The organism is Chryseobacterium sp. ON_d1, assembly GCF_006829085.1.
GTDB lineage: Bacteria > Bacteroidota > Bacteroidia > Flavobacteriales > Weeksellaceae > Chryseobacterium.
Genome location: NZ_BJTC01000004.1, coordinates 322,319 through 340,839 on the forward strand (window position 1 = coordinate 322,319; position 18,521 = coordinate 340,839).

Here is an 18,521-nt window from a genome sequence, read left to right on the forward strand (position 1 = left end):
CACTATTGACGATTCACTCATTCACATTTTATACTTTTATTCCTGTTCTCATCTTGGCACTTCTTGCTCTGGAGTTTTCTTCGATCTCCTTGTCATCAGGAATAATCGCTTTACTCTTAATCAATTCGAATGCCTTTTTATAATTTCCGTAGATATCTCTTTCCGGCTCTCCTTCGAACATTCCGTTTTTCAGGAATCTTTTTACCAAGCGGTCTTCTAAAGAGTGGTAAGAAATAACGACTAATCTTCCTTCCGGTTTCAATACATTGTAAGCCTGAACCAGCATTTCTTTTAATACTTCAAGTTCCTGGTTCACTTCAATTCTTATCGCCTGAAAAAGCTGGGCATAGAATTTATTAACCTTGTGAGGCGGAATATAGCTGAACAGTTTTTTCAGATCTTCCGTTGTTTCTATACTTTTTGTTTTTCTGTGATGAACAATTTCTCTAGCCAGTTTTCTTGCTTCTCTCAATTCTCCATAGTGATAGAAAAGATCTGCAAGCTCTTCTTCTTCATACTCATTGATCACTCTTTTGGCATCAAGATTCTGCATGACGTTCATTCTCATATCCAAAGGAGCATTGCTTCTTGTTGAGAAGCCTCTGTCTGCCTCGTCAAACTGATGAGACGACACTCCTAAGTCTGCCAAAACACCGTCTACCTGCGATACGCCATACATCAGCAATGAATTTTCCAGAAATCTGAAATTCTGATTGACCAATGTAAAGCGTGGATCATCAATTGTATTTTTAAGTGCATCCAGATCCTGATCAAAACTGAACAATCTTCCTTTGTCGGAAAGTCTGCTCAGGATTTCTCTTGAATGGCCTCCGCCTCCAAAGGTGCAGTCCACATATATTCCGTCAGGATTCGTCACCAAATCATCAACACTCTGCTTCAACAAAACGGGGTTATGATACATGCTTAATTGTGTTTTTTATTTAATAATAATCAATTAATAACCGCTACAGTTATTCTTCATCGAAAGAGCCCATCACATCTTCGGCAAGGCTTGCAAAATCAGCTTCATTGGTAGCAATTACCTTTTCATAGGCCTCTTTATCCCAAATCTCAAAGAGTTCTCCTGCGCTGGTGATCACAATATCTTTCTGAAGATTTGCGAAAACCGTAAGGTCTTTGGAGATCTGTAATCTTCCTGCATTATCCAACTCTACAGTCTTTACTCCTGCCGTAAACATTCGTATGAAATCAGCATTCTTTTTTATGAACCTGTTCAGTTTATTAATTTTACCCATCAGTTTGTCCCATGCATTCATAGGATAAACCTCCAGACAAGGTTGGAACACAGATCTTTTGACTACAAACGCCTTATCGTCGAAGTTTTCCATCTGTTTGATTAAAGATGAAGGAACTTTTAAGCGGCCTTTGTCGTCAATTTTACACTCATATGTCCCAATGAAATTTTTCATTTGGGACAAATTTATATAATAATTTCCAAAATTTCCCACTTTTTCCCACTTTTTGACTTAATGTTAATAAGTTTTATTAAAGATTGAATTTCAATAATGTAAAATACTGATATGAAGAGAGTTGTTGGAAGTGTTATTTAAGCCATAATAAAGCGGTTTTGAAAAAAAAAGTTAAAAAGGAGAATATTATATTATTTTTATCTTAAATTAGGATAATCAAAATTTTTTTGAGGTTTAATTTGTATTTTTGCAGGGCTTTATTAAGGCGTTTTATGATATTTAGTACAAAAAAAGAAAAGAAATATTCCTATGTAGAAGCGGGAGAAGGGCATCCATTAGTGCTGTTGCACGGGTTAATGGGTGGTTTGAGTAATTTCGATAAAATGGTAGATTTTTTTTCGGAAAGAGGGTTTAAGGTATTTGTACCACAGTTACCCATCTATGATCTGCCGGTACTCAATACGAATCTTACCACGATTGCAAAATATATTATCAAGTTCATAGAAAGTCATATTTCAGGCCCCGTAAGTATTGTAGGAAACTCGATGGGGGGGCACGTAGGGCTTATTCTGACTCTGGCAAGACCTGACCTGGTAAAAAATCTTGTTCTTACAGGAAGCTCCGGTCTATATGAAAGAACTTTCGGGGACAGCTTTCCGAGGAAAAACGACCGTTCCTATATCAGAAAGAAAACGGAAGAAGTTTTCTATGATCCGAAGATCGCAACGGAAGACCTTGTAGACGAAGTTTTCAGTGTGGTAAATGACAGAATGAAAGGAATAAAAACGGTAATGCTGGCCAGAAGTGCCATCAAACACAATATGCTGAATGATCTTCCGAAGATCCTGACTCCCACATGTCTGATCTGGGGGAAACAGGATAATGTAACACCTCCTGAGGTGGCAGAAGATATGCATAAGTTCATTCCCAATTCCGATTTATTCTGGATAGATCACTGCGGTCATGCAGCCATGATGGAAAAGCCGGATGAGTTCAATGAAATCCTGTACAACTGGATAAAAGATAAAGTTTAAATACATTATAAATGACCATTAAGAGCTTTTCTTAATGGTTTGTTTTTCTAAAATACATTCAAAATGATTATCAAGACAGCAGAGTTTGTAAAGAGTAGCGGAAAATGGCAGGAATGTCCTGAACCCAATATTCCTGAATATGCTTTTATCGGGAGATCAAACGTAGGAAAGTCATCACTGATCAATGCAATGATGAACCATAAAGATCTTGCCAAAACATCACAAACCCCCGGAAAGACCCAGCTGATCAATCATTTTTTAGTGAATGAAAGCTGGTATCTAACCGATTTGCCGGGGTATGGGTATGCAAAGGTTTCAAAAGTTCAGCGAAAGGATTTTGAGAAGCTGATCACCAACTATATCCTGAACAGAAGAAATCTGGTAAATCTTTTTGTCCTTGTGGATGTGAGGCATACCCCTCAGAAAATTGATATGGAATTTATCCAATGGTGTGGTGAAAGTGGGATCCCATTTTCTATTGTCTTTACTAAGGCAGATAAGCTAAAACCTAATGCCGTTATTAAAAATGTTGAAGACTATAAAGCTGAGCTGCATAAAACATGGGAAGACCTTCCTGAGTTGTATATTACCTCCGCAGAAAAGAAAGAGGGAGGAGATAAAATTCTTGATTTTATTGAAAAGACCAATGACTTTTTAACACTTAATAATATAAGTTTCGATGAGTAATATTGTCTGGAAGATCAAAACATTTGATGAGTTCACGGTTCCGGAATTGTACGCTGTACTGAAAGCCCGTATAGATGTTTTCATCATTGAACAGAACTGTCCTTATCCTGATCTGGATAATGATGACCAGAAAGCAGTCCACATCTGGGCGGAAGAGGATGGTCAGGTTTTAGCTTACTGCCGTGTATTTGATAAAGGAATAAAGTACGATGAAACTTCTATTGGCAGAGTACTGACCACTGAACAGGCAAGGGGAAAAAATCTGGGAAAACAGCTGATACAATATGCGGTAGAAACCATAGAAAACCGTTTTCACACTTCTGAAATCAGAATATCAGCACAGGATTATCTGTTGAGATTTTACAGCGGATTCGGTTTTGAAGATACAGGGAAGAAGTATCTGGAAGATGATATTCCCCATACGGAAATGATAAGAAAATAGATAAAAGCGAGGAAATATATTCTTCGCTTTTTTGATTGTGAAATATATTGATGTGTTTTTTTATTTTCCTGTAATCGCTTTTAGAATGACCGGTTCCAGATTGGAGGGAAGATCTGCGGATTTGATCTGGTAATTTTTAATTTTCATTTCCTTGAACCAGTTTTTCCAGTATTCTTTAATAACAGCTTCTTCGAAAGGATTTCCTTTTTCAGGATTAATGCCGAGAACAATTACTTCTAAATTTTTGAGATCCTCATTAGCTTTAACAAATCCATAGCCATTTTTTTCAATGGTTTCTTTAAAACCAGAGGTTATTAAGTTGTTAGCTTTTATAAGTTTGGTTGTTAAATAGGATGTTTTATATGAATTTTCTTTTTTTTCATCAAACCTTGTGTTTTCATGATACATATAGCCGTCTGTCAGAATGAACAGAATATTTCTGCGATCGTCTTTTATGCAATAATCCTTTACCTTATTTTTGAAAAACTCCCAGATATCGGATCCAATATATTTCCCGTCCTTAATGGCAGACTGATAAATGCTTGATGGTAATTCTGAATATTTTTTATCCACAGAATTAAAATAGCTTTTTGGAGTATCTTTATTGAAGGAAACTTTCAGTTCTTTTGTGAGTTCGTTCATCTTTGGATCTGAAGGTTCCGGATTGAAGAAAACCTGCATCTGATCATCATAGGTGATGATTCTTTTTGATTTAATATGGTTTAAAAGTCCTTTTTCAATGGCTTTGATATATTCCATATCCCGTTGGTAATATTCCATTGTGGGATTGGGATGGACTGTCGGATCAATCCTGTCTGAAAGATCAATTAAAATGCTGACATTGATATTGTTTGAGTCGGCTTTAGGCGGGCAATTTGTACAAGGAGGAGGCGGAGTCTTTTTACAACAGGAAGCTAAAGAAATAATCATTAATAAATAGAAGATTTTTTTCATGATAGTAATTATAAAGATGATAAATACACTAAATTTTGATTGTCAGAATTAGCCCCCACAGCTTCCAGGCTGGTATTGTAGGTAGCAATACAGTCATCAATCATTGTTTGTTTTTCTGTCCTTGATACGGCTATTTTTTCACCTATAAAGGTGATCCAGCCCTGAACATATTCCGAAGCATATAATTTGTAATCTTTGGTAGGAATGATGACTCCGTCAATAATATTCTGAAGCTCCTCGATTCTGCCCCGTGTTTTGATAATGGTTTCTTTTATATTTCCGATCCCGGCAAGAATTTCCTCAATTTCCTTTTTCAGAACGTTTATTTTATCCTGAAAGAATTCAATCCTTTTCTGTCTGATTTCCTGTTCATTTCTGATCTTATCTTTTTCTCTGTGCTCTTTCATGACGAAATCGAAAACCACTCCCCAGATAATATACACGATGAACCCTGCGAAAATAATTCCCCAAAACTGAATCTTGGTAAAAGCAATTGTAAGATCAAATGGCGGTGAATCAAAAGTTTTGTTCAGCTCATAGAGTTTTGATTCAATTTCATAAGCTAAAATAGAGTCAAAGACAAAGGTTACTATAAATAATAATCCGAGCTTGATGTAATTCGCTCCTGTTTTATTCTCCCAAAACATATGAATCAGATAGCCTAATCCAAGAAAGACAAACGGAATCAGGGTTACAAATGCCCCTTCAATAACTCCTTCATCCCATGCTTTGCTGAAAGCCTGCGCATCCAGAACACTTTGGATAATAGTACTTTTTGCATCAAAGTTTTTAAAGAAAGCTGAATAAGAAGTGGAAATATAAAAAGTGGTTAAATATAAAGTAATGGGAATAAGAATGATCAGGCCGATCCAGAATTTTGCAGAAGCTCCTTTTGTTGCTTTTACGTTGTATTTTTCGGGATTTCTTGGAAGATCAAGAACCTCTGCCTTTAAAATTTCAATGCTGTGCTGATGGTTTTCAATTTCTGTGTTTTTATTTTTCAGCTGTTCCTCTTTCGTCTCCTGTGATACTGTGAGTGCCTTAATTTCAGTTTCCCTGTTTTTCTGTTCATTGACGTAGGATTCTTTAAGTTTTTGCTGTTTCTCTACCATTTCTTTTTCTTCATTCTGAAATTTCGAATAAACGGCATCCAGGCAAATCGACAGGGTAGAGTGGTTTCCGTTGGTTCGTGAGCTATCCCTGTAGCCTGATTCGTGGTAGGTTCTTTTTCGGGTTTCTTCAGAGGATTCGTTGTCCGGATCTGTTTCGTTTTTGAAGACCGGTTCCTGTTTGGGTTCTATCGGAACGGATTTTAGTTTAAATAAATTTTTTATGCTGGTGGTATCCATGATCGTTAGTTTTTTAATTCATATAAAATTTCGTTTTTGTTTTTTCCGATTTTTACGGCTTCTATCAGATAATCTACAATTGCTGTTGCGTTTTCTTCCAGGAAGCCAAACATCAGAACATATTTTTGCATGGCAGAATATTCGTCCGGAGAAACGATACCGTCAGCCCAGATCATGACGGTGAGATCATAGAGATAATCCACTTTTTCTTCAATCGTTTGCGGAACCAATGATTTTAGATTGATCGGGTTTAAAAGGATCTCGTCCAAGTTTTTTGATGAGATACCTCTTTCTTCTGCACATTTGTAAAGCATTTTCAGCTCTAATGCACTGAAATCATCATCACAGATTGCCATTTGATACAGCCTTAAAAAATGGGCTTTGAGGTTTTCTGTTATTTGATTGTTTTCCATGATGGTTATTCTTGTTTTGTTGTTTTAGGATTAATAATTCTGTCTCTGGAAACAGTTCTTTGGTGTATAGGAGGTGAAGGCTCTGATGTTTCTTCGGCAGTTTCTTCTTCTTTTTTTGTATGCTCTTTTCTTTCTATGAAGTTAATGAGTAAGAATAAAGCACCCGTTATCGTATCTATCGGGATCCAAATGCTTTTCCGGTACAGATAAATAGGGAAAACGGGATTGAAAAGAATGAGGATAACCAGAAAAATTATACTGAAATAGTGCTGCCCGGAACTCAGCGTATGGTATAAAACCAGTAAGGCTCCAAGGGAAACAAGAATTCTGAGGAAAGTATAATATTCTATAGGAAGTTTGAAAATACCCGCGAAACAGCATAGCGCACAGAAAGTGAGAAATGGTTTCATGATTTTGATTATTTTACGTCTTTAATGGAAACATATCCTTTTTTACCGTTTGATTTAATCTGTACCTTATACCATGATCCTTCCTTTGAAAGCTTTATCAGCTGGGTGCCCTTAGGTAGTGTTGTTATTACTTTTGATGTAGGGGTAGGTCTCTCATACATATTTATCGCTGCAATGCCTGCAATGTATCTGTTGTTGGTGTTAACATTAACCGTTACCTCATCGATAAAAACTTTGGGAGGTTTTCCGGAGTGGGTTTTCGAAGACCGGTAAGAATCTGGTGATTTGTGTTTTTTAGACCTGCTTTTAGCATGGTCGTCCGAAGATGATTTTCTTCCGGAAGATCCACCACGGCAGACCCCACAGGTTCCTCCACTGCTGCAGTGTCCACAGCCTGAGCAATTTGAACAGGCCGTACAGTATGCGGAGCCTGTACACCTTCCGCCATGTCCTATATTATCATTGGCTTTAAAGCAGGAATTGAAGAGAAATATGCTGAAGGTAAGTATGATGAATGGAATCAGTTTTTTCATGTTTTGAATATTAATAGTGAATTGATTTTGGACTTCAGATGAAATTTTCATTCATAGAGATTTCTCTCATAGCCTGTATTTTTATTTGATCATTGGCATTTCTGTACTGTCGGAGAGCACTTGATAAGGCAAGCATAAATATTTCAGCTTCTTTATAGCTGATACGCAGTGAGTGGTTTTTGTTTTGGATTACCAATTCAAGACTTCCTCCTCTTGCGTTGTGTGAAATCAATTTGCAGAAAGGGATTTGGAAACTCTTACCTCCGGCATTGAAAACAATTCTTGAGCTGGTAAGATACAGTGTTCCAGGATGGGTTTCCCTTACATTTTCTTTTACGGGGCGGTACCTTCCGCCGCCAATTCTTGCATTGACTCCTTTCATAACCCTGAAAGAAACACCGGTACTTGTGCGTGAATATCCTGCATGAACCAGTTTGTTTTCAATGAGGGTTGCATGAACATTCAAATAACATTGTTCATCTCTGCTTAAGGCTATGGAGGGATTGTAAACAACCGGAAAAATACCGTGATCAAGATTCCATAGTAACTTGGCATGCCGCAAGCTTTTAATTTTTCGGTCAGAAAGAAAGGCTGTAATACTCTGATGGTCAATTTTCAGATTTCTTGTCGCCTGTTTCAGCTCTGTTTCTTTTATTGGAGAAAGGCGGTTATCTGATATCTTTTCTTCAAGTATTCTGTTGAATAATGAAAAAGCGATTTTATTTTTGATCTCTCCTGCTTTATTTAACGGGAATTGAAGAAAGTTAGCCATGTTTGTAATTTGCTGTTCTTCTAAATCAGTCAGTACATGGTCTGCATAACATTTCTGCACCAGGTTTTTAACCGTTTTTTCCGAAATCCTGTTTTTTTCAAAGAATATTTGCTGATCAGATAAGTTGAAATATACCTTAATCTCATTTAGTTTAGCTATTTTGCTCTGGGTGAGAGTGAAATCTGAAATTGCAGTGCATAAAGTATTGTAGTAAATTTTTCTTCCGAATTTTATTTTTTGCTTATCACTTATTATTTTTTTGTGGTTCAATACATTTTGCTGATAGGTGGGTAAAATAGTATGAAGTTCAGAGTAATTGATAGACCGCAAGACTTTATGGGTTCCCGAAAGATTGATCTTCATTGTTTTTCTTACGATATAATCCCCAGTGATCGGAACCAGAAAAGCCGTTAAAATTAACAGTATAATTGAAGCGCCAAAACTTTGTTCTATTAATAAACCCAACGAAGTAAAAAGGAATACAGCACCCAGCATCCATCGCACAACTTTCAGAATGATAAAAAAAGTTTTCATGGTGAGTAATTTTTAGGCATAGTTTTCCAGTGTCTGATGAAGCTGGTTCCTGTAGTTATAGATTTCGTCAAGAGTATTTAATAAAACCTTTTCACCAGCTTCCTTTCCGTTGTGGAAAGTTTCCAGATATTTATTCGTTGTATTAAAATGCAGTCGGCAAAGCGGTTTTCTGTTGTTGTCATCCAACAGGATTCCGAAGTAGGATAAAGTATCCCGGTAGGCAATTCTTGAAGAAGGAATTTTCTCTCTCAAAATCGCTTTGACAATCTGAAAACCTTCCAGCTCTTCTTCTGTGGTAACGATTTTAGAATCATTATTTTGATCAATAGGCTGTGATGTTTTCACATCGTCTTCCTTTTTTTCTATCTGTTCATTGATGCTCAGTGCAGACTTTAACCGGAAACTGATCGATTCATTAATAGAAGTCGTCAATGCCTTTTTAGCATATTCTTTGAAAGAAATCATTCTGTTGGCTGTTAAAGGCTTTTCAAAGAAACGGTTCACCAGAAGTTTTACCAATTCATCAGATGGGTTTTCAATTTCTTTTTCGAATTCTTTTCTGATGGCTTTGATATACTTTAATGCTTCTGCAGAATCAAGAATGCTTTCAAGGTTATAGTCTTTCTTGGTGAAACTTTCCAGAATTTTGATGGAACTGTCTTTCAGATCTTCAATATTGATGGTGAAAAACGGTTTTTCATCCATAATATTGGGTTTTTCCAGATCTGTATAAAAGTTATAAACGATACCATTGGTCAACACACCGAACCTCGTTTTCGAAACATGATAATACCTGTGAAGCTGTGAATTATGGGCATCTGCACTTTCCTTCCAGTGCTTGCATTCGATAATGAAGATAGGTTCATCATTATTTTTGATCACATAATCTACTTTTTCACCTTTTTTAGTTCCGATATCACAGACATGCTCGGGAACCACTTCCGTAGGATTGAAAATATCATAGCCCAGGATTTGTATGAAAGGCATCACAAAGGCATTTTTTGTGGCTTCTTCCGTACCGATCTGTTCCTTAAGGCCCGTTACTTTCTGATGCAGCTGCTCCAATTTAATTTTAAGATCCATAGTTTTATTTTTTTAAAGTTTCATCAATGATTTCTGCTGTCAGAGCATTTGATTTTACAGAGGCAATACCATTCTCCATTCCGGACTTTGAACTGTACATCTGGCTGTTTCCGATAATTTCACCGTTTCTTGCTTTTAACACGAAATAGTCTTTTCCATTTTTTGCAAGTCTTCTGTCGTACCTTGAAAGATCCTGAGAATTGACTTTTACAGATTCGATGCCTTTCTGACAGGATGCTTTCTGGATATACCCTTCACTGGTCAGAATGATTTCACCGTTTCCGGCCTTAAGATTGAACTGATACTCTTTGTTGATTCTCTGTGTGATTACGAATTTTCCCATGATTAATTTTATTTATTTTTAATAAATCTCTCTGAAATCTCTGTTTCATTAAGAATTTGTTGATTCGGTAAAATGATTTGAATTTCTCCGCAAGGATTCTCTATGATATAAGCTCCGGATCTGCAGTTTTGAAAACGATATTTAAAAGCTTTTAATCCTGAAATAAATCCTTCGTGTATTGTTTTTTCATAGACGTGTCTGGAGCAGCTGGTTTTGAAAATACATTTTCTTCTTTTTGATGGGGGAACCAGCCAATAAATTTTAATAAGAAGAACTAATAGGTTTTTCATTTTCTTTTTTACTGAAAACTATCATCTGATAAGAAGTCATATAACCAGGTTTGACTGTATTTCCAAAACATCCTTCGACTGGCTGGATATAAGTAGAGACACTTTCCAGTCTTATATATTCCCAGCCATCATTGGTATGAACTTTTATTAAATTATCTAGTTGTTCTGCAATATTTTTTGAACTCATATTTTGTTGATTGGCAGTTGCAACAAACGGTATTACTTTGTATTCCATAGTTGATTATTATTTTATACTCCAAAAATATGAGCATTAAATTTTGGTCTGTTACGGAAAACCGTAAAACGGGCAAAAAATAAAAAAACCTTTCAAAAATTTGAAAGGCTGTATGTAAAATGAATTGTTTTTTATATTATTCCAATGTCCTTGCAGAAGGCTACCAGCTGCTCATTGCTGTTGATTTCAAGGTCTTCCTTCAGACTGTTTAATCTTTTCTCAACACTGCTCAGGCTGGAGGGTTTAATATTTCTTTCTTCGAGGTGGGCAGGAATGTTTTTCTGTAAGATTCCCTTAGAAAGAAGAGAGACCAGGGTAATGTCGAATGTAGAAAACTCGTAGCTGTTGAATTTTTTCATATCCTGCTTCAGATCAAAAGATAAATAATTTTCGCCGATGTATGCGGATGCAATCGCCTTTTTCAAATCTTTTGAATCGTTTCTGGCTTTACGGACATATCCGTTGATTTGATAATCAGAAAAAAGATTTTCTATTACGCCCGTTTTATGTTCTGCTGAAAATACAATGACTTTCAAATTGGGCTGTATCTCTTTTGCTTTTCTGATGAGTTCTTTTCCGTCTTTAAGGTTTTGCTCATGATGATCATCTTCATAATAAAGATCTGTAATCAACAGATCATAAGGATATTCTTCCCGTAACGCTTTCTGAATTTTTCCTATAGCATCATCACAGTAATACACATAATCTACTGTGGGAATATTCAGCTCCTCAAGGGTTTTCTGAACAGAAATATTGATGCTTTCATGATCTTCGGCAATTAAAATTTTTTTGAACATGGTTATACGGTTTAATTAAAAAATTGGTTAAGACCTCAAAAGTATATTCATTTAATTTTTCGTCATTACGGGTTCACGTAAAAGGGACGAAAAAAATGATATTTCAGCAGAGCTGATCAGATGAGACCAATATCTTTGCAGATGACGATCATCTCAATATTATTTTTTGCACCAAGACTGTCCCTGAGTTCATTCAGCCTCTTTTCAACAGACCGGATGCCATACGGGATCATTCTGTGCTGTTTCAGATAAGTGCTTATTTCACTTTGTTTGTAGCCCTTGGCTAGCAGCTCAAGCAATTTGATATCATATGCATCAAACTCAGAAGAAATATGACGCATGGTATTCAGAATTTCCTGGGGAATTACGGTTTCTCCGTTAAAGATTTTCCGTATTGTGCTTTTCAGACCTTGTCCGTCACGTCTTGCTTTGCTTACAAATCCGTCAATCTGATAGATTTTGTAAAGATCGTCAATTGTTTTTGCTTTCTTTTCAACAGAAAACACCACTACTTTTAAAGCTGGCTGAACTTTTTTTGCCTCACGAATAAGTTCCTGTCCGGAATGAAGCTTCTGAGGAATATGGTCCTGGACAAAGGACAGATCAGCGATAAGCAGATCATACGGATTTTTTCTTTCTAAAGCTGTTCTGATTCTGCTTAATGCCTCATCACAATAGGTTACATAATCAAAATCAGGGATGTTTAACTCTTTTATCGTGTTCAGGATTCCCTGGTTCATGATTTCCTGATCTTCAACGATTAAAACTTTTTTGAACATGGCTGCATAGTTAGGAGACAGGGAATGAAAGATTTACCTTCAGCCCCTTTTCAATTTTCGTTTCAAAAGTAAGGGTTCCGTTGATTGCTTCAATACGGGATGCCGCATTACGTAAGCCGTTTTTATAAACAAGATCCCCCGGAATTCCTATTCCATTGTCTTTGTACTGAATTTCAATGACATTGTTTATTTTTTCAAATTTAACCGCAACATGACTGGCCTGGCTGTGCTTTTTCATATTTACCATCAGCTCACGGACCATTTGGTAAACTTCTTCTTTTACTGTAGGAGAAACGGACTCCCAGATCGCAGGACTGTTTCCAGCGGTAAAGGTTTTTACCGTATCATTATTAAAAGAAGCAATAAGCTCTGAGACGACTTTGCTGAACTCTTTTTCTTCTCCAATTTTATCATAGGAAATATCCCTTGATTTTTCATATACAAACTCCAATTCGTCAAGTGCTTTATCCCGGTCAAAATCTTCCTGATTTTCAATCTTTGTCATCACCTGGTAAATCCCATTGGCAACCACATCATGAACTTTCTTTGACATTTTGAGCTGCGTGTTTTTTACCTCGATTTCTTTTTCTTGTTGAAGTTTTTTTTGTCTTCTTCTGTATTCAATTGTTGTAATAGTAATAAGTAAAATTAATATGCCAAGGAGAAAATATTGTCTTTGAATTTCGTTTTTAGATGATAAAACTTCAGCTCTACTTTGTTCGGCGTCGTAAATAACAGATGTAAATTGGCTTTTAGAATTATTGATAACATTTTGAATACTATCATTTAGATTTTGATATTTTTCAAAAAGAGGTTTTAAATTAATTGTTTCAACTCTAATAATTTTTCTAAGTGCATCTAGTTGGTCTTCTGGGCTACCCGTTCTTTTAGAATTCTCATACATAGCTTTTGCATAATCTAAAGATTTCTTTTGATCTCTTTTACTAAAGTAATCTGATAAATGGGCTAAGCTAGCATTTACTCCTTGTAAATCTTTTCTTTTGAATTTATTGGCAAGAATTGAAGTCAATTCATTTTCTGCATTGTAGTTAGCATTTAATAAAAATTTTGAGTATGCATAATTATCTAAAATTTTATTTCCTAAATCAATACTGTCTTTAACGCAGTTACTTTTAGATGCATTTTCAAAAATTTTTACGGCTTCATTATAATTTTTAAGCTTTAGATTAATAATTCCAATATTATTTTTTAAAACTAGAATAGAATGTTCGTCATTGCTATATGGAATAGCTTTATTATAAAAATAGATTGCTTCTTTATAATTCTTTAGTTCATCATGATTTCTTCCAAATTGATTGTAAATAGAAACGAAATTCTCATCATCTTTTTTCAAAAGTTTTGCTGCCTTAGTGGCACTTTCATTACTGCCGAGATAATCTCCCTTTTCATTTTGTATAATTGATAAAAATATCATTGCTTTTGCAGCATTTTCATTATCCTTATGATCAAGATAATCTTGGTGTGCTTTATAGAATTTTACAAAAGCACTGTCATATTTTTTTTCATAATATAAATCACTAGCTCGATTATAAAGTTTATCACCTAGCGATGGAGTTTTATCTTTATTGCAGGATAAAATAATTAAAAAAAACAAAAAAAATAGGGAATGATTTTTTTTCATTCCCCTAAATTATAAAATATTATTATTTTTTTGGAGGTATTGGATGGGTTTCTCCTCCCGTATCGCTGCCTCCCGTGTCTCCTGTATCTCCTCCCAATCCTGTTGAATCTCCCTGAGATTGAGTTGTTACAGTAGTTGGGTTATTATCATTTGCAGTTGTAGTATTGGCATTATTGTTTGAGAATGCTAAACCGATTAGCATCAATATAATCTCGATCATTTCCGTAAAATTTTAGAAGTTTTTTGACTGTTTTTCTTCCTCCTGAGATGTATTTATCTCAGGCTGTACACAATTAAAATTTCGAAGCGCTTCTTAATTTTTTAGGGAAGTGAACCTTCAAAAACGGAGGAGAAACATCTGCTTCCCAATCCGGAGTTTTCCTCCGTTTTATCTGGTGATTTTTGAAATCAGTTTTTAGATTTTATTTTTAATGTTTGTATTTGTTCCTGATCTCGATTACAAAATTGCATCAAAATGGAAAGCAGGGGGTAGTAGCTTTTTAGTAAGATTTTGGAAACTTTAAAATGTTGATATTTACGGTTTTCCGCATATTTTTTTTGTGAAAACTTTTTATTTTTCCAAATAATTACTAAGATCATGGCAGAAAATTTACAAGAGAAAAAAGAATTACTTCAAGAAGTACATTTTAAAGCAAAAAAGGATAGTTCAGAAAGCTCAATAAGTGGCATTTTTAAATACTTGTCAATAATATTATTAAACGAATTTAGATTTCCTTTGAACTATAGAACTATGCAAGGATATTATCAGTCTATAGTGGATAACAATGAGGATGTAACTATAAAACCTGCTACATTAGACTTATTCAGCAGGTATTTAGGTTTTAATGATTTCAAACATTACCGAGAAGAAAGAAAAGTACATTGTGTAAATAATACTGAAGATACTGAAGTAAATGTCACAGTGAATAAAGGCAATTCATTTTCTGATAAAATGTCAAATATCATGATAGTGGTAAAGAACCAACCTGTCTTCAATATTCCACAGATGGCAAAAAATGGAATGGGAATAGGAGCTATGGTTTTAATTTTATTTGCAAGTTTTTCTTACGGTGGAAATGGAGGTATAAAATTTGGCAAAGAGAATCAATGTATGTACTGGGATGGGAATGAATATAAGCTAACATCCTGTGACGATAAAAACCCAAAGCATCAATTAATACCTGTTGATACTGTCAAGCTAAAGTATTTTAAGAAAATTACCAGACCGGATACGCTGACGGTTGAAAATGGATTAGGTAATTCCTGGTATACAAAGTATGATAATGTGGTTGAGTTTTTTACAATGGATGGAATAAATCCTGATAATGGTAAAAGTTTGAGAGATGCAAGCAGACATATGATCACCAAATATGCTGGTAAGAATGCAGAACCTTTATTAATGGTAGAGTAGGCTATCTTTTACAATTATTTAAAATTCAATTAAAACATTTCCTTGTCAATTCCTGTAATTTCGTCTTATTTTTTAAAGATGAACAAAGGAATATTCACTATTGTATTATTGATATTTACCCTTTTTCAGGCACAGAAACCCGTGCAGATTGCTTTTCTTTCGGATGTCCATTTCCAGGATCTGTACGGGAGTTTTTCGGACCATGATTTTAAGGGAACTATCAATCCGAAAACGGGAAAATCTACCATTCTGAGAACCATGGATTCTCAGTTGCATTCCACAAGAATCTTCAATGAGAATTACTTTACCTTTCTTAAAGCGCTGGATGATATTGCTGTAAAAGGAATTAAAATTGTAGCGATGCCCGGTGATTTCTCAGATGACGGGCAGGCTTATAATCTGCGTGGACTTCATAAAATTTTAGAAGAATATCACGGGAGATACGGAATCCGTTTTTATTTAACCACAGGAAACCATGATCCTGTTGGACCGTTTCGAAATGACGGAGGGAAAGACGATTTTCTGGGAACTGATGGAAACCCACTGGGAATTTACAGCCGGAAAGATGTGGGGAAATCAACGGAGAAAGTAATTACAAAAGATATTGCTGAATCAGGATATCTTGAAATTTTAAATGAATTGAAAGACTTTGGTTTTTATCCTCAGAAAGAAGACCTGTTCTGGAGTACTCCCTTTGATGGCAGTTCATCTGAGAATTACTCTTACGAAGAAGGGCTGCAGGCTGCAGACTATTCGAAGAGAATGTATGATGTTGCCCAGGGATTTTCTGTTCCGGATCTGAGTTATGTTTTTGAGCCTGTGAAAGATGTATGGATGATTGCTATTGACGGCAATACCTATATACCGAAAAATCTCAGCGAAAACCCCGCAAATCCATCAAATTATAAAGGAGCGGCCATCGGGTATAACAATGTACTGACCAGTAAGCAGCATTTAATACAGTGGGTAAAGAAACTTGCCGATGAAGCAAAGAAAAATAATAAAACCCTGATTGCATTCACCCATTATCCGATGATTGATTTTAATGATGGGGCAACCCATGAAATTAAAAGTTTATTGGGCGAAAAAAAGTGGCAGCTGGAACGTGTTCCGGAGGAGGAAGTGTCAAAAGTATTTGCTGAGGCAGGATTGCAGATTCATTTTGCGGGTCATATGCATATTAATGATACTGGAATTAGAAAAACGGGAGATACGTTTCTGGTAAATATTCAGGTCCCGTCACTGGCGGCTTATCTGCCGGCATATAAGGTTCTGACCATACAGTCTCCCGATAAGATGGAAATTCAGACCGAGATTTTAGACGAAGTTCCCCGTTTCGATGAATTGTTTCCATTATATGAAAAAGAATATGATGCTTTACAAAGAAATACGGGTAAAATACTTTGGAATAAAGATATATTAAAGACAAAATCGTATCATGATTTCATGCTTTTTCATTTAAAAGAGCTGGTTCGCTTACGAATGATTCCCGATGACTGGCCGGAAGATTTTATTAAAAAAGCAAAGGAGTTGAATGGGGAAGATCTGCTTCTGCTTATTCAGAATAAAGGGCTAAAAGCTAAAGGAATCAAATCTGAGAATTTTAAAAATTGGTCTTTTGATGATCTGTTGTTGGATGTATATCAATTTCAGTCTGCAGATGAGCTGGCAAAAAAGGATATTCCTGAAGAAAGGCTGAAGCAGTATCATGTATTGGAAACCCTGTACAGAGATAACAACTCGAAAGATCCATTTATTCAGCAGTTAAAATCTGTTTTCAAAATCCTTTCATTACTTTCCCACGGAGATCCGGCAAACCATTTTGAAATAGATTTAAAAAGAAAAGAAATAAGGAAGCTGTAATTTACAATGCTTTAAGAGCATTCAATTCATACTTACAGATTGGTGAATATTTGTGAAAAGCATTAGCGCTATTTGTGTTTAAAATAGAAAGGCTGCCCATTCAGACAGCCTCCTCAATTATAAATCTGACAGAAACAGGATTATTTTCCTGTTATGGGGTTTATTCTTTCATACGTATTATGATCAAAGCTTACTCTATAACCGGATTTAAATAGCTTGCTCGGGTAATAGTAGTCTGTTGTAATAATTTGTGCTCCGCTTGCTTTTGCTTTTTCAAACCTTGAGTAGTCTTCACTTCTTGCTTCCATGGTATCAGCATCAGCTCTGGTACGGATGATATAACCTTTTTTGACCAGATCTTTGATCATCGCATCATCTTTTTTCGGTTCATTCATAAAAAGAACAGCAGATTCGGGAGTTCCCGGAGCAGAATTGGTAAAAATCATTCTTCCTTTCAAAGAGGGGTGACCTTTAATATATAAATCCCTGTTTTTCCCGTTATTATCCAGTACAAAAAGGAATTTTCCCTTTGCGTCTTTTACTTTCGGCCAGTTTGTGTTGATAACTGCTTCGTTCAGTGTTTGATAAGGGCCACGGATATCATCCGGGGTGATGATTTTTTCTTTTCCGAGATATTTTTTCAGTTCAAGATCCAGGTCGTCAAAAAGTTGAGAAGTATAATGTTCCGGTTCTGTTCCGAATTGATTGGCGTTTCCGTCTTTGGGCTCTAGGGTTATAAAAACAGGATCGTGATCCGGATGGCTGTCTGACCATTTTTTCAGGTCCTTCAGACAGTCTTCTAATGTAAAGTACCAGGTCTGGTAATCAATATCTGTAATATGGATCATCTTATAACCGGGCTTTTTCATTTTATTTTCAGGATCGAAAGGCTCTTTTGTTTGGACCAGATCCAGAATTTTAGGGTGGGCATATTTTCCTCCTTTACGGTCTGCATATACATCAATTTCCAGGTTCCTGAGCCCGAGATCCAGCTGCTTGAGGATAGGAATGTGTTCATACTGAATTTTCGGAAGTACATTAAGAGTATCTTTTTGAGATAAATAATGATACACTTCCGGCAGAATCGCTTTTTTATAAGAATTATGTGAACCAATGACCTGAATTTCATTGATTTTTAATTCATCAGGAAGCTGAGACTGTGACCACAACAGATTGATTGAAGATAAACAGATGCCAAGAAAGACAGCCTTTTTCATTGGATACATTTTGAATACGAAATTAATCACTCTTTACAGGTAATGATCTATATATTATGTTAAGTAATTTTTAAAATTCCGTAAAGTCGTGAAAAATATAACCGTATAAATGTTTGATAGCTAATTGTTTTCTATTTTCCCACTCCGGGATATTTATATTTTGTTGACTTTAAGATAATATTATGTTAAAATGAAATTGTGGTAGATCCTTTTACTTTGTATGCCGAAATAAAAACTAACCGTTGCCTGAAAATAAAACCACTGTTGCGGGAACAACAGCGGCTTTTTGATAAGCAATGTAAC

The 18,521-nt window shown here is 35.6% G+C and carries 22 protein-coding genes; 5 read left to right on the forward strand and 17 right to left on the reverse strand.

Going from position 1 to position 18,521, the window contains the following annotated elements; translation table 11 throughout:
* Positions 1–28: 28 nt before the first annotated feature.
* The gene (rsmH, locus tag CRS_RS08755) at positions 29–922 is read right to left on the reverse strand and encodes a 16S rRNA (cytosine(1402)-N(4))-methyltransferase RsmH (RefSeq protein WP_142723661.1); all 894 of its coding nucleotides are present in this window, start codon (positions 920–922) and stop codon (positions 29–31) included.
* 49 nt (positions 923–971) lie between these two features.
* Positions 972–1,430 carry a division/cell wall cluster transcriptional repressor MraZ gene (gene mraZ / locus CRS_RS08760; protein ID WP_110011282.1) on the reverse strand — a complete coding sequence of 153 codons (459 nt, stop codon included), beginning with the start codon at positions 1,428–1,430 and terminating at the stop codon, positions 972–974.
* 272 nt (positions 1,431–1,702) lie between these two features.
* Here mraZ and CRS_RS08765 point away from each other — a divergent pair, with 272 nt between their 5' ends.
* The 3 genes from CRS_RS08765 to CRS_RS08775 all read left to right on the forward strand — a co-directional run bounded on the left by CRS_RS08765 (position 1,703) and on the right by CRS_RS08775 (position 3,593).
* Positions 1,703–2,464 (forward strand): alpha/beta fold hydrolase, encoded by a 762-nt coding sequence (locus CRS_RS08765; RefSeq protein ID WP_142723662.1) that lies wholly within the window; start codon positions 1,703–1,705, stop codon positions 2,462–2,464.
* 63 nt (positions 2,465–2,527) lie between these two features.
* Complete coding sequence (gene yihA / locus CRS_RS08770) at positions 2,528–3,151, forward strand: ribosome biogenesis GTP-binding protein YihA/YsxC (protein WP_142723663.1); 624 nt, start codon at positions 2,528–2,530, stop codon at positions 3,149–3,151.
* Positions 3,144–3,593: a GNAT family N-acetyltransferase gene (locus tag CRS_RS08775; RefSeq protein WP_142723664.1), complete on the forward strand. Its 450-nt coding sequence runs from the start codon at positions 3,144–3,146 to the stop codon at positions 3,591–3,593. Before yihA ends, CRS_RS08775 begins: the two co-directional genes overlap by 8 nt.
* A 60-nt stretch (positions 3,594–3,653) precedes the next feature.
* On the opposite strand, the gene CRS_RS08780 is transcribed toward CRS_RS08775, so the two are convergent.
* The 14 genes from CRS_RS08780 to CRS_RS08845 form a co-directional block, all read right to left on the reverse strand.
* Positions 3,654–4,547, reverse strand: coding sequence for a hypothetical protein (locus CRS_RS08780; RefSeq protein ID WP_142723665.1), 894 nt, complete (start codon positions 4,545–4,547; stop codon positions 3,654–3,656).
* Between the two features lie 8 nt (positions 4,548–4,555).
* Positions 4,556–5,896 carry a beta-carotene 15,15'-monooxygenase gene (locus CRS_RS08785; protein WP_142723666.1) on the reverse strand — a complete coding sequence of 447 codons (1,341 nt, stop codon included), beginning with the start codon at positions 5,894–5,896 and terminating at the stop codon, positions 4,556–4,558.
* 5 nt (positions 5,897–5,901) lie between these two features.
* Complete coding sequence (locus CRS_RS08790) at positions 5,902–6,309, reverse strand: hypothetical protein (RefSeq protein WP_142723667.1); 408 nt, start codon at positions 6,307–6,309, stop codon at positions 5,902–5,904.
* A 5-nt stretch (positions 6,310–6,314) separates the two neighbouring features.
* Positions 6,315–6,719 (reverse strand): DUF6804 family protein, encoded by a 405-nt coding sequence (locus tag CRS_RS08795; protein WP_142723668.1) that lies wholly within the window; start codon positions 6,717–6,719, stop codon positions 6,315–6,317.
* Positions 6,720–6,727: 8 nt separating this feature from the next.
* Entirely contained in the window at positions 6,728–7,252 is a 525-nt protein-coding gene (locus tag CRS_RS08800) for an SH3 domain-containing protein (protein WP_172617025.1), read from the reverse strand.
* Positions 7,253–7,286: 34 nt separating this feature from the next.
* On the reverse strand, positions 7,287–8,558 hold the full coding sequence (locus tag CRS_RS08805; protein ID WP_142723670.1) for a hypothetical protein: 1,272 nt from the start codon (positions 8,556–8,558) through the stop codon (positions 7,287–7,289).
* 12 nt (positions 8,559–8,570) lie between these two features.
* On the reverse strand, positions 8,571–9,641 hold the full coding sequence (locus CRS_RS08810) for a type I restriction endonuclease (RefSeq protein WP_142723671.1): 1,071 nt from the start codon (positions 9,639–9,641) through the stop codon (positions 8,571–8,573).
* Between the two features lie 4 nt (positions 9,642–9,645).
* Positions 9,646–9,984 carry a YegP family protein gene (locus tag CRS_RS08815; RefSeq protein ID WP_142723672.1) on the reverse strand — a complete coding sequence of 113 codons (339 nt, stop codon included), beginning with the start codon at positions 9,982–9,984 and terminating at the stop codon, positions 9,646–9,648.
* 8 nt (positions 9,985–9,992) lie between these two features.
* The gene (gene yidD, locus CRS_RS08820) at positions 9,993–10,274 is read right to left on the reverse strand and encodes a membrane protein insertion efficiency factor YidD (RefSeq protein WP_142723673.1); all 282 of its coding nucleotides are present in this window, start codon (positions 10,272–10,274) and stop codon (positions 9,993–9,995) included.
* Positions 10,246–10,509 carry a hypothetical protein gene (locus CRS_RS08825; RefSeq protein WP_142723674.1) on the reverse strand — a complete coding sequence of 88 codons (264 nt, stop codon included), beginning with the start codon at positions 10,507–10,509 and terminating at the stop codon, positions 10,246–10,248. Before CRS_RS08825 ends, yidD begins: the two co-directional genes overlap by 29 nt.
* Before the next feature lie 131 nt (positions 10,510–10,640).
* Positions 10,641–11,306, reverse strand: coding sequence for a response regulator (locus tag CRS_RS08830; RefSeq protein WP_142723675.1), 666 nt, complete (start codon positions 11,304–11,306; stop codon positions 10,641–10,643).
* Positions 11,307–11,422: 116 nt separating this feature from the next.
* A complete protein-coding gene (locus CRS_RS08835; RefSeq protein ID WP_142723676.1) occupies positions 11,423–12,085 on the reverse strand; it encodes a DUF5932 domain-containing protein in 663 nt (220 codons plus the stop codon).
* Positions 12,086–12,095: 10 nt separating this feature from the next.
* Positions 12,096–13,727: a tetratricopeptide repeat-containing sensor histidine kinase gene (locus tag CRS_RS08840; protein ID WP_142723677.1), complete on the reverse strand. Its 1,632-nt coding sequence runs from the start codon at positions 13,725–13,727 to the stop codon at positions 12,096–12,098.
* A 22-nt stretch (positions 13,728–13,749) separates the two neighbouring features.
* On the reverse strand, positions 13,750–13,947 hold the full coding sequence (locus CRS_RS08845; protein ID WP_142723678.1) for a hypothetical protein: 198 nt from the start codon (positions 13,945–13,947) through the stop codon (positions 13,750–13,752).
* A 378-nt stretch (positions 13,948–14,325) separates the two neighbouring features.
* On the opposite strand from CRS_RS08845, the gene CRS_RS08850 reads away from it, so the two are divergent.
* Both CRS_RS08850 and CRS_RS08855 read left to right on the forward strand, forming a co-directional pair.
* The gene (locus tag CRS_RS08850) at positions 14,326–15,138 is read left to right on the forward strand and encodes a hypothetical protein (RefSeq protein WP_142723679.1); all 813 of its coding nucleotides are present in this window, start codon (positions 14,326–14,328) and stop codon (positions 15,136–15,138) included.
* Positions 15,139–15,216: 78 nt separating this feature from the next.
* The gene (locus CRS_RS08855) at positions 15,217–17,001 is read left to right on the forward strand and encodes a metallophosphoesterase (RefSeq protein WP_142723680.1); all 1,785 of its coding nucleotides are present in this window, start codon (positions 15,217–15,219) and stop codon (positions 16,999–17,001) included.
* A 140-nt stretch (positions 17,002–17,141) separates the two neighbouring features.
* Here the strand turns inward: CRS_RS08855 and CRS_RS08860 are convergent, their stop codons facing one another.
* A complete protein-coding gene (locus CRS_RS08860) occupies positions 17,142–18,218 on the reverse strand; it encodes a phosphatidylinositol-specific phospholipase C1-like protein (RefSeq protein WP_142723681.1) in 1,077 nt (358 codons plus the stop codon).
* Positions 18,219–18,521 lie beyond the last annotated feature (303 nt).